Here is a 15,510-nt window from a genome sequence, read left to right as displayed (position 1 = left end):
CCCGATCCGACGCCGGGGCACGGCTATTCTACCCGGGACGTCCCGAGAGGCCGCTGGGCGCGCGGAACACGGCGATCGGCGCGCTGCGGATAGGGTGGTCGCATGGCTCGTTGGTTTGCACGACGTCGGCGTCCCGGCACCCAGACGCCTCGTCTGCGCTCGCGGGAGGACGCCGTTCAGGCGACCCGCGTCGACCTCCACGAGCTCGCGCCCAGCACCGCCGACTACCTCGGTCAGGTGGCGCAGCTGCAGCTCGGGTTCTTCATGACGCTGTCGTTCGCGGTCGAGCACGCTCCGAACGACGCCGACCGGGAGACCGTCGCCGAGGCCGCTGCCACGGCGCTGCGCAAGCACCAGGCGCTACTTGCCTGGCTCCGCCGGACGAGCGACGACCCGGGCGCCGTGCTCGAACCCTATGCACGCACGCGGGACGAGTTCCAGGCGATCCTGCGCACCGGCACCTGGGACGAACTCCTGCTGGGCGTCCTCGTGGCGCGGGGCTTCCTCGACGAGTTCTTCGCGCAGCTCGCGCGCGGCCTGGACGGGGCGGACGCACGCGACCTGGCCGCGATCGTCGCCCCCGGTCCGGAGGAGGACCCGCTCGTCGGGATCCTGCACCGGGTGATCGCAACGCACCCCGAGCGCGCTTCGACGCTCGCGATGTGGGGCCGTCGGTTGCTCGGCGACACCATGCTCGTCGCCAGGTCCGCCCTCGTGACCGAGAGCAAGGCGCTGCCGGACGACGCCCGGGTCGAACCGGTCTACACGGAGCTCATCGCGAACCACACCAGACGGATGGACGCGCTCGGGCTCACGGCCTGACCGGTCGTCCCCTCCGACACGACGACGCCGCCGCTCCGGGTGGAGCGACGGCGTCGATCGATCGAGCGCCTCGGGTCAGGCGGCGACGCCCTGCTGCAAGCGGGTCAGCATCGCCTCGTCCGACGAGGTGCGGACGCGGACGAGCACGAGGTCGACCACCACACTCACGACGACGGACGCGCCGAAGGCGAGCACCCAGATCCAGCCGCCGTCCCACGCCATGCCTGCCCACGTCGCCGCGACCCAGACGACGGCGGCGACGAGCGTCGCGACCGCCGGGATGAGCGCGGCCCCGTGCTGGTCGCGGCCGGGCAAGAGGTAGCGGACGGCGAGACCGAGGATGGCACCGCCGAGCACGACGAAGAGGAGTTCCATGGTCAGCCGACGAATCCGATGCGGCGGGATTCCTCGGTTCCGAGCTCGACGTAGCCGATGCCCGCGGTCGGGATGAGGTAGCTGGTGCCCTTGTCGTCCTTGAGCGCGAGCAGCTTGGCGTCCGTCTCGAGCGCGGTCTTGACCGCCTGCTCGATCTCCGACGCCGGCTGCGAGGTCTCGAAGCCGATCTCGCGAGGGCTGTTGAGGATTCCGATGCGAATTTCCACCTTGAGTGCCTTTCGGTTGCGTAGGGCAAGACTACGGGAGTCGTGGTCCTCCGACCGGCGCGGGTCGGCTGCTGTCAGCGAACAGCGGAACGCCGGTCGGCCGTCGCGGCGATGTCGGGAGGCTCCGGTAACGTGCGGACCATGACGGTTCCCGACGCCTCCGACGATCCGACGGGTGCGGTCCGTGACGCGGACCGCGCGCCCGTCGGCAACCCGGCTGTCGGCACGGGCGTCCGGCTCGACGACTCGCAGGAGGCCGTGCTGCGGCTCGCGGACGACCGGTCCGCCGTCGTGCTCGGGGCTCCCGGCACGGGCAAGACCACGACGCTCATCGAAGCGGTCGCGGAACGCGTGCACTCGCGCGGTCTGCGCACCGACGAGGTGCTCGTCATCGCCTCCTCCCGGTCATCGGCGCAGGTCCTCCGCGACCGCCTCGAGGCACGGGTCGCACGCGCCACACCCGGATCCCTGGCGCGCACCGCCATCTCCCTCGCGCTCGAGGTCATCGCGGGCTCCGGGGCGTTCGCCGGTTCAGGACGACCGCGGTTGCTGACGGGCGGCGAGCAGGACCAGACCATCGCAGAGCGACTCCTCGGTGACGAACAGGACGCGACCGGTCCGCTGTGGCCCGCGGAGCTCGGTCCCGAGGTCAGGCGCCTGCAGGGGTTCCGCACCGAGCTCCGGAACCTCATGGAACGCAGCGTCGAACACGACGTCGCGCCTGCCGAGCTGCGTCGGCTCGGTACGGAGCACGGGCGTCCGGAGTGGGTCGCGTCCGCGGGCTTCATCGAGGGGTTCCTCGCCGACGACTGGCGCGGACACCTCACGCCCGCGGCGGCCCTCGCCCGCGCCGTCCGGCTCCTCGACGAACAGGAACCGGGAACGGGCGTGCTCGGCAGCCTGCGGGTGGTCTTCGTGGACGACGCCCAGGAGGCGACCCACGGCGTCCTGCAGCTGTTCGCCGCGCTCGCCCGACACGGGGTCACGATCGTCGCGTTCGGCGACCCCGACCTCACGACGGGTGCCTTCCACGGTGCCCGAGCCGACGCCCTCGGGCGGTTCGCCGAGGTGCTCGGTCGCCCGGTGGACACGCTCGTCCTCGGGCAGGTCCACCGCGGGACACCGGACATCCGGGCGACGGTCCGCGGCGTCGCCGAGCGCATCGGCACGGCCGGTGCCGGACTCCACCGCACGGCCGCATCACCGGTCGATGACGCGGAGACGCCCGAACACTCCGTCGTCACCGTGGCGGCCGGTTCCCCGGCCGAGCAGATCGCGGTCATCGCGCGCTTCCTCCGCGAGCGCCACGTCCTCGACGGCGTCGCGTGGGCCGACATGGCGGTGGTCGTCCGCAGCGGCGGGCTGATCCCGGCGATCGAACGGGGCTTGTCCTCCCTCGAGGTGCCCACCCGGGCGAGCACCGGCGGAGCACCGCTGCGCGACCACCCGTTCGTCAGGTCGGTCCTCCTCGCCATGTCGGTGGCACTCGGGCGCACGCCGCTCGACGCCGAGGTCGTGACCGAACTCCTCCACAGCGCGCTCGGTGGACTGGACTCGATCGGGGTCAGGCGACTCCGAGCCGCGCTCCGCCACGCGGATCTCGCTGAGGGCCTCGACCGCAGCGCGGACCGCCTGCTGGAGGAGGCGTTCGCCGTCCCCGGTGCACTCATCGGACTCGAGACGCCCTCCGCCGCCCGCGCCCGCTCACTCGCCGACAGCCTTGCCGAGGCGAGAGCGCAGGCGGCGGCGGGCGCTTCGGCCGAGGAGCTCGTCTACGGCCTCTGGTCGCGGAGCAGGCTCGAGCGCCCCTGGGTCTCGCTGTCGAAGGGCAGCGGTCAGGCCGCCGAGGAGGCGAACCGCGACCTCGACGCGATCACCCAGCTGGCCGATGCGGCACGTACCTTCGTCGAGGCGGAGCCCGACACCCCGGCCTCCGTCTTCCTCGACCGCCTGCTCGAACAGACGGTCGGCGACGACTCCCTCGCGCCGACGGGCCGCCGGGAGGCGGTCACGATCGCGACGCCCGCCGCCCTGGTCGGGACCGCGTTCGACACGGTCGTCGTCGCCGGCATGCAGGACGGCGTGTGGCCCAACCTGCGGGTCCGCGACTCACTGCTCGGCGCTTCGGAGCTCGTGGAGCTGCTGGAGGGCACGGCCACCGCGACGGCGGACGCACGACGCGCGGTCCTCCACGACGAGCTCCGACTCTTCGCCCAGGCGACCTCTCGTGCGCACCGGTCGCTCATGGTGGTCGCGGTCGTCGACGACGACCACCAGGCGAGCCCGTTCCTCACGCTGCTCCCGGAACCCGATCCGCACCGGGCATCCCTGTCGCCCCTGTCGCTCCGGGGGCTCGTCGGCACCCTGCGTCGCTCGCTCACCCGCCGGATCCGCCCCGCGGACCCGGCCGAGCGTGCCGCGTCCGCCTCGGCCCTGGCCATCCTCGCGACAGCGGGAGTCCCCGGCGCTCCGACCGAGGAGTGGTACGGCGTGGCCGCACCGAGCTCGACGGCACCGCTGCACGACCCCGCCGTCGAGGAGCTGCCGGTCTCCCCGTCCCGCATGGAGGCCTTCGAGGAGTGCCCGCTGCACTGGGCGATCGCCCGACTGGGCGGCGGTGCCTCCGGGTTCGCCTCCGGTCTCGGCACGATCGTGCATGCCGCGCTCGAACACGCGGAGTCCTCCGACGAGGCCGCGCTCTGGGCCGCGGTGGAGGACCGCTGGGACGAACTCCACTTCGAAGCGGACTGGGAGGGCGCGGCGACGAAACGGCGTGCGGCGGAACTCGTCCATCGGCTGTCCGCGTACCTCCACGACGCGGAGCGCGCAGGAGTCACCTCGATCGGCAACGAGAGCCGGTTCAGCCTCCGCATCCCCATCGGTGAATTGGGCGGCGCGGCCGTGCTCGGCGGCTCGATCGACCGCGTGGAACTCGTGCCCGACGCCGACGGGACTCGACGCGTCGTGATCGCCGACCTCAAGACCGGCGGCTCGGCGCCCAGACAGGACCGGGAGGTCGCCGACATGGCGCAGCTCGGTGCCTACCAGCTCGCGCTGGCGTCCGGTGCGATCACCGGTACGGAGGGGCTGCTGAGCGGTGGCGCGAAGCTCATCGTCGTGTCGGCCGGCACGAAGCGCAAGGAGTACTACGACCCGGCCCAGCCCGCCTTCGACGACGAAGCCCTCGAGCGCTTCCGCGAGCGTGTTCTGGCGGACGCGGTCGGCATGGCGGGCGCGGTGTTCGAGGCCCGTGTCGGGACCCACTGCCACGACCCGTTCGCGTTCGGCGAGTGCGCCATCCACGTCATCCCGGCGGTGAGCTCGTGAGCACGGAGGAGACCTACTCGGCCGAGATGCTCGCCGGCCTGCTCGGCCTCCCACAACCGACGACGCAGCAGGTCGAGGTCATCGAGGCCCCCATGGCGCCCGTGCTCGTCGTCGCCGGTGCCGGGAGCGGGAAGACCGAGACCATGGCGTCACGCGTCGTGTGGCTGCTCGCCAACCGGCACGTGAGCGTCGACGGGATCCTGGGGCTCACCTTCACCAGGAAGGCCGCGGGCGAGCTGGCGGCGCGGATCGGCAAGCGGATCGCGGCCCTGCAGGACATCGGGATCCTGGATCCCGCGGCCGACGCGCTCTTCGACCGTCCCGAGGTGTCCACCTACAACGCCTATGCGAACGCCCTGTTCCGCGACAACGCCCTCCTGGTGGGCCGTGAGCCCGAGTCAGTGCTGCTGTCGGAGGCGTCCGCCTGGCGACTCGCGAGGCGCGTCGTGGTCCGGCACGGAGACGAACGGCTCGCGACCCTCGGTAAGTCCGTCGACCAGGTGGCCGAGCTCGTCCTCTCGCTGAGCCATGAGCTCGCCGAGATCGACGGCACCATCGAGGAGCTGCTCGGCTTCGTGGAACGGTTCGTCGGCATCGGCGAGCTCCCCGACGGTGGTCGCGGTGCCTACGCGCAGATCGACCAGGCCGTCGAGGTCGTGGGTGCCCTGCCGGTCCTGCTCGACCTCGCGCACCGGTACGCCGACGAGAAGCGCCGGCAGGGACTCGTGGAGTTCTCCGACCAGGTCGCCCTCGCCCTCGCCGCCTGCGAACGTTCACCGAAGGTCGCCGCCGTCGCACGTGATCGCGCGGGCGTCGTCCTGCTCGACGAGTACCAGGACACCTCGGTCGTGCAGACCAGACTGCTGTCGACCCTGTTCGCCGACCACCCCGTCATGGCGGTCGGCGACCCGCACCAGTCCATCTACGGCTGGCGCGGCGCGAGCGCGGCGAACCTCGCACGGTTCTCCCGCGACTTCGGTCGGGAGGTCGCCGCCACCCAGTTCAACCTGTCCACAAGTTGGCGGAACGACCGCACGGTCCTCGAAGCCGCGAACGTCCTCGTCCGCCCGTTGCAGCGGCAGGCGCAGACGGCGGGGAAGCTGCGAGTCCTCGACCTCGAGCCGAAGCCCGGCGCCGGGGCCGGCTCCCTCGCCGTCGAGTTCCCCGAGACCGGTGCCGAGGAGATCCGGGTGGTCGCCGAGTGGTGCGCGGACCGCTTGCTCGCCGAACGCGGGGGAGATCCGGCCGGTTCGGCCGCGATCCTGTTCCGGGCGCGTCGACCGATGCAGGAGTTCGCCGACGGCCTCGCGGCGCTCGGCGTCCCCCACCACATCCTCGGCCTCGGCGGTCTGCTCGCCTCGCCGGAGATCGTCGACGTGACGGCGGCACTGCGGGTCATCCACGATCCCGGTGCCGGCTCCTCGCTCATCAGACTCTTGAGCGGGCCTCGCTGGCGGATCGGCGTCCACGACCTCGGACACCTCGTGGAGGTGGCCCGGTACCTGCAGGCCATCGACTGGAAGACGAAGCGGTACGACGCCGAACTGGCCGCCCGGCTCCGTGAGTCGGTCGCCGACGACGACGGGCGGTCGATCATCGACGCGCTCGACTTCATCGCCGCGGACCGCGTGCCGGCGGGCCTCGCCGCAGGGTTCACCGACGAGGCGCGTTCGCGTCTCCGGGAGGCCGGACTGGTGTTCGCCTCCCTGCGGCGTCGTGCGGGCAGCGGCCTCCCCGATCTCGTCAGAGCGGTCGAGCGCGAGTTGCGGCTCGACATCGAGGTCGTCGCGAACGAGTCGACCGGCTCCGCGGCGCGCGCTCCGGCCAGACTGCAGGCCTTCCACGACGAGGTCATCTCGTTCATCCAGGCGGAGGAGCAGGTGACGCTCGGCAGCCTGCTGGCGTGGATCGACCGATCGCTCGCCCGAGACGACCTCGGACCGGCGAGCGACGCACCCGACCAGGGTGCGGTCCAATTGCTCACCATCCACGGTTCGAAGGGCCTCGAGTGGGATCATGTCGCGATCCCGCGGCTCGTGGTCGACGAACTGCCAGCCAAGCCGAAGGACGGCAAAGGCTGGGTGCGTCTCGGGACACTGCCGTACGACTTTCGAGGCGACGCGGCGGAGCTGCCGGAGTTCGCCTGGCGGACGGCCGAGACGCGGAAGGAGGTCGTCGACGCTCAGCTCGCCTTCTCGGAGGCGCTCGGCGAACGCGCGCTCGACGAGGAACGCCGGCTCGCGTATGTGGCGGTGACCCGCGCCAAGCACGACCTCCTGCTCACCGGCTCGTTCTGGTCGGGCGATCGCAAGCGGCCCCGTGCTGCGAGCACCTACCTCCTGGAGCTGGCCGCGGCGGGCGTCATCGCACCGCTCCCCGCAGCCTCCGCCTTCGAGGAGAACCCGGTCGACTCCGGTGCTGCGGTCCTCGACTGGCCACTCGATCCCCTCGGCGCGCGTCGGAGCGTCGTCGAGCGGGCGGCGGCCGAGGTCGACCAGCGGCGCGGACGGCCCGAGGCCGAGCTGCTGGCGACCCTCGGTCCCCTCGAGAACGAGCTGACGCTGCTCCTCGAGGAACGACGCCGTGCCGCGACGACGACCGCGCGCGGTGAACTCCCCGTGCGCATCCCCGCGTCCAAGTTCAAGGAGTTCGTCACGGAACCGGAGGCCGCACTCGAACGTCTGCGTCGCCCCGTCCCGCAGCGGCCCTACCGGCAGACCCGTCTCGGCACCCGGTTCCATTCGTGGGTCGAGGCGCACTACGAACGCTTCGGATTGCAGGAGCTGGTCGACGCGCTCCCCGAGGAGCTCGACGTCGAACGCCCGGGGCCGGACGCGTCCGAGGGGATCGGGTTCGACGAGCTCACCGAGCGGTTCCTCGCCTCGGAATGGGCGGACGTACGACCGATCGAGGTCGAGACCGAGATCCACGTGCCGCTCGGCGACACCGGACGGGTGGTGGTCTGCAAGCTCGACGCGGTGTTCGAGCGCGGGGACCGGTTCGAGATCGTCGACTGGAAGACCGGCGCAGTACCCACGACGCCGGAGGACGTGCGGAACGCCTCGTTCCAGCTCGCGCTCTACCGTCTGGCGTACGCGCACCACCGTGAGGTCGACCCCGAGCGCATCGACGCCGTGCTCTACTACGTGAGCCACGACGTGCAGCTCCGGCCGGAACGCCTCTACTCGGAGGAGGAGCTCCTGTCGGAGTGGGAGCGGTCCTTCGGGGAGGCCGCCGAGTCCCAGAGCTCGAACGACGAGGTGTCGATCTGATCCGTGGCGTTCGCGTCCGCGTCGGTTCCAGCGTGGTCGCGATCGTCGTCGGCCTCACCGTCGTCGGTGTCGTCATCGCCCGAGCCGCCGGGATCGCGGCCGAGGGCGCGCTCGAGCTCTGACCGGTCATAGGTGTCGGTCTGCATGGCGATTCCGGGGGAGGACGAGCCGATCGGCGTGCGGTCGAGCATGTCCTCGACCTCGTCGACGTCGAGGACGGGTCCGGTCGTGGTGCCGAGGGGGTCCGTCACGTCGCCGAGCACGCGGTCGACGAGCCCGTCGAGCATCGCGACGGCGTCGTCGACGATGGTCTCGTCATGGCTGTCGCGACCGTGCAGGAGCCAGCGGGCGATCTCGAGTTCCGCGTACAGGCGGGCGCGGAGCGTGACAAAGCGGTCGGGTCCGCGGGAGCACGAGGCCGCGTAGGCGGACAGCGCCTGCTCGCCGGTCGCGCCGAGCGTCGCGATCCAGTGGAGGTCGAGGGCCGGGTCGCCGACCCGCAGCGAGCCCCATTCGATGACGCCGTTGACCAGGCCGTGGCCGTCCTGACGGATGACGAGCACCCGGTCGGCGGCGAGGGATCCGTGGATGACGGTGGGCTGGAACTGCCAGAGTGAGTGGTCCTCGACGGCCGCCTGCCAGCGCTCCCGGACGGCGGTCGGGAGAAGCCTCGTCTCGGCGGCGCGGGACACGATGCGGTGTGCGTCCGCCCGGATGAGCTCGGTGGACAGCAACGGGAGGCCCGCTTCCGCGATGAAGGCCGTCGGGAGGGAGTGGATCGCGGCGACCGCGGCACCGAGCGAGTCCGAGAGGACCTCGTCGCGGCCGAGCGCGGTCGGGTCGAGGTGACTGCCGGCCACGAAGTCGAGCACCACGGCGCGAGTGCCGTCGACGGGCAGTTGGCCCACGACGGTCGGGGCGTCGAAGGGCAACCTGCTGCGGATACCGGGCGTGAGTGCGCGAAGGGCGATGAGGTCCGCGGACTGCTCCGTCTCGGCCTGCTGTGAGGTCGGGATGCGCACGATGAGCTCGCGCCCGTCAGCCGTCACGAGACGGGCCGCGTCGTAGTTCCCCTCGCCGCCGGCGGTGTGCGCGCCGGACCCGCGGACCTGGAGGTCGGCGACGGCCGAGGTGGCCAACGCGGCTAGAGTGAGATGGGATCTGGCCATGACATCCAGGGTACGGGGCCGTCCCGGTGAGCCGCGCTCGCCACGCCCTCAGAGAGGTTGTCCATGACGATTCAGGTTCGCGCACTCGCCGGTCTACCGCTTGCGAGAGGCGGACTCGACCGTCACGGCGAGCTCCGTTCACGACCGGACGTGCTCGACGGACTGCGGGTCGATCCGAACGCCCGAGCCGTCGTCCTCCGCGGCCGGCGCGCACTCGTGACCGGCGACGCGCTCGACCTCCTGGATCCCTCGGACCTGCCCGAGCCGGAGCTCATGGTCTACCTCGGAAGCACCGTCGAGGACACCCCGGAAACCCCACCGGGCTCCGACATCCTGCTGTGGGTCCTCGCCGACGCCGATGCCGACGCGATCACCGAGGATGAGGACCGCTGGTTCGACCTCCGCCGGAGCGGACACCGGCTGTCCGACCGCGACGTCGGGATCCTGGCGACGTCGCTGGCGATCGCCGGCTGGCACCGAGCCGAGCCGTTCTGTGCGCACTGCGGCTCGCCGACCACCGTCCGCAACGCCGGCTGGGCACGGCACTGCCCGGTCGACGGCAACGAACTCTTCCCGCGCATGGATCCCGCGGTCATCGTCGCGGTCGTCGATCCTCAGGGACGGATACTGCTCGGGTCGAACGCGATGTGGGAGCACAACCGGTATTCACTGCTGGCCGGCTACGTCGATGCCGGCGAGTCTCTCGAGCAAGCCGTCGCCCGCGAGATCTTCGAGGAGTCGGGGATGCGTCTCGGCACTCCCGTCTACCTCGGTTCGCAGCCGTGGCCGTTCCCGCGCTCGCTCATGCTCGGCTTCGTCGCCCCGCTCGCGGAGGATCAGGATCCGGAGGCGCTCGTCCCGGACGGCCAGGAGATCCTCGACCTCCGGTGGTTCACGCGGGAAGAACTCGAGGACCCGGCCACCGACGTCATCCTCCCCGGACCGTCGTCGATCGCACGAGCCGTGATCGACGAGTGGCTTCGCGGATCCTGGTCTCGATGAGGCGCGGCACCACCGAGGGGCCCCGATGAGCAGTCCGGCCGAACTGCTGGCCGGACTCGACCCCGACCAGGCCGTCGCAGCGGAGGCGCTCCGCGGACCCGTGTGCATGCTCGCCGGCGCAGGCACCGGCAAGACCCGCGCGATCACCCATCGCATCGCCTACGGGGTCGCGACCGGGACCTACACGGCGTCGCGCGTCATGGCGCTCACCTTCACCAGCCGCGCCGCTGCTGAACTGCGTGGTCGGCTCCGGGCGCTCGGAGCCGAGGGCGTCTCGGCCAGGACCTTCCACGCCTCCGCGCTCTCGCAGCTGAACTTCTTCTGGCCCCAGGTCGTCGGCGGTCAGGTGCCCGCGCTCGTCGAGAGCAAGGGCCGGGTGCTCGGGCACGCGGCCGAACGGCTCCGGTTGCGGGTCGACACCGCGACCCTGCGCGACGTGGCGGGCGAGATCGAATGGCGCAAGGTGTCCGGCCTGACCCTCGAGCAGTATGCGGCGTCGAATCGGCCGCTGCCGGCCAAGCTGTCCCTCGAGCAGGTCGTCTCGCTCCAGGAGACCTACGAGCAGTTGAAGGACGAGCGCCGACGCATCGACTTCGAGGACGTCCTGCTCGCCTGCGCCGGCATGATCGAGACCGAGCCCGCCGTCGCCATGCAGGTGCACGAGCAGTACCGCTTCTTCGTCGTGGACGAGTACCAGGACGTCTCGCCGCTGCAGCACCGACTCCTCGAACTCTGGCTGGGCGGTCGACGGGACGTGTGCGTCGTCGGCGACGCGAGCCAGACCATCTACTCCTTCGCCGGTGCCCGTTCCGACTACCTGCTCGACTTCCCGACCAGGTACCACGACGCCACGGTCGTCCGGCTCGAGCGCAACTACCGCTCCGCCCCGCCGGTCGTGGCCGCGGCGAACACGCTCATGCGGGGGCGCCCGGGGGCGTTGCACCTCTCAGCGGCCACCGCACGCGACGACGAGGGCACCCAGACCGCACGCCCTGAGACGCCGGCGGTCGGCCTGCGGCAGTACCCGAACGAGCTGTCCGAGGCGAGAGGCGTCGCCTCGGAGATCCTCGTGCAGCTGCAGGCGGGCGTCCCGGCCTCGGAGATCGCCGTGCTCTACCGGATCAACGTCCAGGCGGCGGCGTTGGAGACGGCCCTCGGCGAAGCCGGCATCCCCTACGTCATGCACGGCTCCAAGCGCTTCTTCGAGCTGCCCGAGGTACGGCAGGCCCTGCTCCAGCTCCGCGCTGCCTCCGTCTCGATCAGTGGTGAGCCCCTGTTCAAGTCCGTGAGCGACGTGCTCCGGTCGCTCGGCTGGAGCCAGGACCCGCCCGACGGCGGCGGCGCGGTGCGCGACCGCTGGGAGTCGCTCAACGCGATCATGGGGCTCGTCGACCAGGCGCCGGAGGGGACCTCGTTCCGTGCCTTCACGGATGAGCTGCAACTGCGGCAGGCCGCGCAGCACGAGCCGACGGTCGAGGCGGTCACGCTGGCGACCCTGCACTCGGCGAAGGGCCTCGAGTGGGAGGCCGTGCACCTCATCGGGCTCTCCGAGGGGTATCTGCCGATCTCGTACGCGAAACAGTTCGAGCAGGCGGACGAGGAACGGAGGCTCCTCTACGTCGGCATCACGCGCGCCAAGCGGTTGCTCAACCTGTCCTGGTCCGAGACGCAGCAACGCGGTGGTCGACGCGAGCCGTCGCGATTCCTGGCAGAGCTCGGCATGCGCACCTCGAGTGCTCCCGGACGACGCGGCGCCTGACCCCACCGGTCGCGGCGTCGACCACCAGCTGGGTGCTCGCGAGGATGGGCTGGGACGCGTCGAGGTGTCGGAGCACCAGACGGGTCACGCGGGTCGCGACCTCCGCACCGAGGAGCTGGGTGTCGAGTGGCGAGCGGTGCCCGAGAAGCTGGGAGGCGACGGCCGGCCAGGCCGGATCGTCGTCGGTGCGGTGCAGCTCGACGCAGTGCAGGCACGGCCCTGAGCCGGGTGTCACGAACGGCCCGATCCTCACGACACGATCGCTGAACACGACCGGCAGGTGCGGGACGTCGTCTCGCAGCCACCGCGTGTACCGACTCGGCGGGATGACGAAGTCGGCGACGAGGACGGCGACGTCGACCCGGCCGGGCTGCGACCCGGCTCCGGTCGACCCGGACTCCGGTGGCAGGAGTTCGACCGCCTCCTGCTCGGAGAGGAGGCGTCGGAGGAGCTCGGCCGCCAGGCTCGCGCCGTCCACGGCGACCCGGTGCGTCACGGCGTGGCCGGAGGTGGGGTCGCCGTGCTCGATCACCGCGTCGAGCGTCGAGAGGACGCGATGGATCTCGTGGGCTGGGATGTCGAAGGCGTCCGCGAGTCGTCGTTCGACCAGAGCCGGGAAGCCGGCACGCAGTGCCGCGACGACCTGCTCGGTCTCGGTCCGGACGCTGTCGAGCACGACCGCTTCATCGACTCCCACCTGCAGGCTGTGCGGGGTTCGCCAGAGCAGCGGTCTCCTGGGATCGAGGCGCGTCGTCATCCATCGATGATGGCGGGTCGACGACCGGTCGCGTCGGCACTCTCCACAGCCCGCCCGGAAGGACGAGCTGTGGAGCGTCGCCGTGGATCAGACCGGGGGGCCGCCGGCACCGTTCGGGCCGGAGGGCTCCGAACCGGGCTCGTCGTCGTGCTGGTCGCCGCGTTCCTCGCCACGGAGGAGGTCTTCGAGCGCGAGATCCATCTCGTCCTGCTCGGGACGCTCACCCCTGGCCTCAGCTTCGAGGCGCGCGATGAGCGCCTCCGGGGCGTCGATGTCGGCTGCGGTCGGCACGAGGTCGGGGTGCGACCACAGGGCGTCGCGCTGCGCGGTACCGACGGCGTCGGTGACCTGCTGCCACATCTGCGCAGCCTCGCGCAGCCGGCGGGGTCGCAGCTCGAGTCCCACGAGCGCACCCAAGGCCTGTTCGGCCGGCCCGCCGGCGGCGCGGCGTCGGCGGACGGTCTCCGCGATGGCCGCGGAGCGGGGGAGACGCTCGGTGGCTGCCGCGGTGACCACGTCGACCCAGCCCTCGATGAGGGCGAGCGTCGTCTCAAGTCGGGCGAGGCTCGCGTCCTGCGCCTCGGTTCGGGCGGGGATGAGCGCACCGCTCGTCATGGCTTCCCGGAGTTCTTCGGGGTTCGACGGGTCGAAGCTCTCGGCGAGCTCCTCGAGTCGCTCGGTGTCGATCCGGATGCCGCGCGCGAAGTCGGTGATCGAGGAGATGAGGTGCAGGCGGAGCCAGCGGGCGTGGCGGAAGAGTCGTGCGTGCGCGAGTTCACGGACCGCGAGGTAGATCTGGACCTGATCCGCCGGGATGTCGAGACCCTCGCCGAAGTCGGCGACGTTCTGGGGCACCAGGGCGGCCTCGTTGTCGTCGAGCAGTGGGATGCCGATGTCGCCGCCGGAGACGACCTCCTTGGAGAGCTGACCGACGACCTGTCCGAGCTGCATCGCGAAGAGCGTGCCGCCGATGCCGCGGACGAGCTGTCCGGCGTTCGCGATCATGCTCGACAGCTCCTCGGGCGCGCGTTCCGTGAGCACGCCGGTCAGGGCGTTCGCGATGTTCGTGGCCACCGGCTCGGCGAGCTGCGTCCAGAACGGCATCGTCTTCGTGGCCCAGCGCGTCCTCGTGTACAGGGCCGGTTCGCTCGACAGCTCGGCCACGTCGGTGACGTCGGCGAGCCACAGGGAGGCGATGTGGAACGCCTGCTCGAACGCCGCACGCTGCTCGGGCGTCGTGTCCTGGGAGCCGTCCCCGGCGATGGTCTTCGCCTGCTGGAGCGAGGTGTCCCAGTTGATGCCGTCGCCACCGGAGCGGAGTGCGCCCTGGAGCTGCGACATGAGCGCAGCGAGACTGGCCGGATCGCTGGGGAGGCCGGCGGCGCCGGCGAGCTGGCTCGGGTCGAACGAACCGTTGCCGGAGAGGAGCTCGCGGAGCATGTCGCGGAACTCGTCCTCCGGACTCTTGTCGGAATCCTCTGGCACGTCAGCCGCCTCTCAGATAGCTCGGTGCTGGGCCTTCTACGCTAGTCGCACCTCGCTGAAGAATCGCCGGGGTATGGTTGGTCGGGTTTCCGCCCACCGCGAACACTCCGGAAGGCTTGCATGTCGCTCTTCGCCGATGAGGCTCCCACCGCTTCGGCGCCGACCGGTCAGGGTCGCAATCGTCGCGCTCGGTTCGGTTGGATCGTGCTCAGCCTCTCGCTCGTCCTCCTCGGCGTGCTGTCGGCGGTTCCCGCGCCGTACGTCATCGAACAGCCGGGTCCCGTGTTCAACGTGCTGGGTACGACCGAGGGTGACGACGGCGACGTCCCGCTCATCGAGGTCCACGACGAGCAGACCTACGACACCGGCGGCACGCTCGACATGTTGACGGTCCAGCTGGTCGGGAATCCGCAACGGAGCCCGGGCTGGCTCGACATCGTCTCGGCCTGGTTCGACCCGAGCCGCGCCGTCGTGCCGATGGACCTCTACTTCCCGCCCGGCGTCACGACCGAGCAGCGCGACGAGCAGAACGCGACCCTCATGGTCGACTCGCAGCAGGACTCGGTCGCGGCGGCGTTGCGCGAGCTCGGGTACGAGGTTCCCGAGCACATCGTGGTGGCACAGATCGCTGAGGGTGCGCCCGCGCAGGGGGTGCTGCGGCTCGACGACGAGATCGTCGCGGTCGACGGCACGCCCGTGACCGGCCTGGCTGGCCTGCGGGACGCGATCAACGCCAACGGTACGGACAAGCCGGTCACGCTCGACATCGTGCGTGGGGGAGTGGCGAGCACCGTCGAGATCACGCCGACGACCGCGACCGCGTCCGACGGGACGACCTCGACCGTGATCGGCATCGGTACCAAGACCACCTACGACCTCCCCGTCGACATCACCATCCAGCTCGACAACGTCGGCGGCCCGAGCGCCGGCATGATGTTCGCACTCGGCATGATCGACCTGCTCACCCCGGGCGAGCTCAACGGCGGGAAGGACGTCGCCGGTACCGGGACGATCGACGCCGACGGGAACGTCGGCGCGATCGGAGGCATCCGGCAGAAGCTGTTCGGTGCGAAGGACGCCGGGGCCGAGTGGTTCCTGGCGCCGGAGAGCAACTGCGACGAGGTCGCCGGACACGTCCCGGACGGCTTGACGGTCTTCGCCGTGAAGACCCTCGACGATTCGCTCACAGCGCTCAAGGCCATCGCGGACGGCGCCGACACGAGCAAGCTGCCCACCTGCTCGGCCGGTTGACCACTTCGGGCGCTCTCCCAGCCCGGCCGCTTTAGGATGGGTGGGACGACCCCTATCTGAAGAG

11 protein-coding genes are annotated in these 15,510 nt (G+C 71.2%); 6 read left to right on the top strand and 5 right to left on the bottom strand.

Annotated features, from left to right (window positions below):
• The first annotated feature begins 102 nt into the window (after positions 1-102).
• Positions 103-822 (top strand): ferritin-like fold-containing protein, encoded by a 720-nt coding sequence (locus IFU30_RS11280; protein ID WP_079705551.1) that lies wholly within the window; start codon positions 103-105, stop codon positions 820-822.
• 75 nt (positions 823-897) lie between these two features.
• Here IFU30_RS11280 and IFU30_RS11275 read toward each other — a convergent pair whose 3' ends face one another.
• Positions 898-1,197, bottom strand: a complete 300-nt coding sequence (locus tag IFU30_RS11275) for a hypothetical protein (protein ID WP_079705552.1) — start codon at positions 1,195-1,197, stop codon at positions 898-900.
• A 2-nt stretch (positions 1,198-1,199) separates the two neighbouring features.
• Positions 1,200-1,424: a DUF3107 domain-containing protein gene (locus IFU30_RS11270; RefSeq protein ID WP_064296179.1), complete on the bottom strand. Its 225-nt coding sequence runs from the start codon at positions 1,422-1,424 to the stop codon at positions 1,200-1,202.
• Positions 1,425-1,565: 141 nt separating this feature from the next.
• Here IFU30_RS11270 and IFU30_RS11265 point away from each other — a divergent pair, with 141 nt between their 5' ends.
• Together IFU30_RS11265 and IFU30_RS11260 are read left to right on the top strand one after the other, a co-directional pair.
• Positions 1,566-4,751: a UrvD/REP family ATP-dependent DNA helicase gene (locus IFU30_RS11265; protein WP_192005223.1), complete on the top strand. Its 3,186-nt coding sequence runs from the start codon at positions 1,566-1,568 to the stop codon at positions 4,749-4,751.
• Positions 4,748-8,023, top strand: a complete 3,276-nt coding sequence (locus IFU30_RS11260; protein WP_342450851.1) for an ATP-dependent DNA helicase — start codon at positions 4,748-4,750, stop codon at positions 8,021-8,023. The genes IFU30_RS11265 and IFU30_RS11260 overlap by 4 nt, the downstream gene beginning before the upstream one ends.
• On the opposite strand, the gene IFU30_RS11255 is transcribed toward IFU30_RS11260, so the two are convergent.
• Complete coding sequence (locus IFU30_RS11255; RefSeq protein WP_192005222.1) at positions 7,933-9,192, bottom strand: phosphotransferase; 1,260 nt, start codon at positions 9,190-9,192, stop codon at positions 7,933-7,935. The two genes, IFU30_RS11260 and IFU30_RS11255, sit on opposite strands and share 91 nt — an antisense overlap.
• A 63-nt stretch (positions 9,193-9,255) precedes the next feature.
• Between IFU30_RS11255 and nudC the strand changes: the two genes are divergently transcribed.
• Together nudC and IFU30_RS11245 are read left to right on the top strand one after the other, a co-directional pair.
• A complete protein-coding gene (nudC, locus tag IFU30_RS11250) occupies positions 9,256-10,194 on the top strand; it encodes an NAD(+) diphosphatase (protein WP_192005221.1) in 939 nt (312 codons plus the stop codon).
• Between the two features lie 25 nt (positions 10,195-10,219).
• Positions 10,220-11,953: an ATP-dependent helicase gene (locus IFU30_RS11245; RefSeq protein ID WP_192005220.1), complete on the top strand. Its 1,734-nt coding sequence runs from the start codon at positions 10,220-10,222 to the stop codon at positions 11,951-11,953.
• On the opposite strand, the gene IFU30_RS11240 is transcribed toward IFU30_RS11245, so the two are convergent.
• Positions 11,841-12,710 carry a TOMM precursor leader peptide-binding protein gene (locus IFU30_RS11240; protein WP_192005219.1) on the bottom strand — a complete coding sequence of 290 codons (870 nt, stop codon included), beginning with the start codon at positions 12,708-12,710 and terminating at the stop codon, positions 11,841-11,843. The two genes, IFU30_RS11245 and IFU30_RS11240, sit on opposite strands and share 113 nt — an antisense overlap.
• Before the next feature lie 87 nt (positions 12,711-12,797).
• Positions 12,798-14,150, bottom strand: coding sequence for a zinc-dependent metalloprotease (locus IFU30_RS11235; RefSeq protein WP_082916189.1), 1,353 nt, complete (start codon positions 14,148-14,150; stop codon positions 12,798-12,800).
• 165 nt (positions 14,151-14,315) lie between these two features.
• Between IFU30_RS11235 and IFU30_RS11230 the strand changes: the two genes are divergently transcribed.
• Positions 14,316-15,446, top strand: coding sequence for a YlbL family protein (locus IFU30_RS11230; protein ID WP_159878268.1), 1,131 nt, complete (start codon positions 14,316-14,318; stop codon positions 15,444-15,446).
• The last annotated feature ends 64 nt before the right edge of the window (positions 15,447-15,510 follow it).

The sequence above is a fragment of the Plantibacter sp. CFBP 8798 genome, assembly GCF_014841195.1.
Classification (GTDB): Bacteria; Actinomycetota; Actinomycetes; order Actinomycetales; family Microbacteriaceae; genus Plantibacter; species Plantibacter auratus.
Note: the sequence above shows the minus strand (reverse complement) of the source record. Positions and strands in the feature narration are given on the sequence as shown.

What these genes read in the sequence shown, in the direction of transcription:
- IFU30_RS11255 (WP_192005222.1), bottom strand. Translation starts at nt 9,192, where the DNA reads ATGGCCAGATCCCATCTCACTCTAGCCGCGTTGGCCACCTCGGCCGTC.
- IFU30_RS11235 (WP_082916189.1), bottom strand. Translation starts at nt 14,150, where the DNA reads ATGCTCCGCGAGCTCCTCTCCGGCAACGGTTCGTTCGACCCGAGCCAG.
- IFU30_RS11240 (WP_192005219.1), bottom strand. Translation starts at nt 12,710, where the DNA reads ATGACGACGCGCCTCGATCCCAGGAGACCGCTGCTCTGGCGAACCCCG.
- IFU30_RS11245 (WP_192005220.1), top strand. Translation starts at nt 10,220, where the DNA reads ATGAGCAGTCCGGCCGAACTGCTGGCCGGACTCGACCCCGACCAGGCC.
- IFU30_RS11265 (WP_192005223.1), top strand. Translation starts at nt 1,566, where the DNA reads ATGACGGTTCCCGACGCCTCCGACGATCCGACGGGTGCGGTCCGTGAC.
- IFU30_RS11230 (WP_159878268.1), top strand. Translation starts at nt 14,316, where the DNA reads ATGTCGCTCTTCGCCGATGAGGCTCCCACCGCTTCGGCGCCGACCGGT.
- nudC (WP_192005221.1), top strand. Translation starts at nt 9,256, where the DNA reads ATGACGATTCAGGTTCGCGCACTCGCCGGTCTACCGCTTGCGAGAGGC.
- IFU30_RS11280 (WP_079705551.1), top strand. Translation starts at nt 103, where the DNA reads ATGGCTCGTTGGTTTGCACGACGTCGGCGTCCCGGCACCCAGACGCCT.
- IFU30_RS11275 (WP_079705552.1), bottom strand. Translation starts at nt 1,197, where the DNA reads ATGGAACTCCTCTTCGTCGTGCTCGGCGGTGCCATCCTCGGTCTCGCC.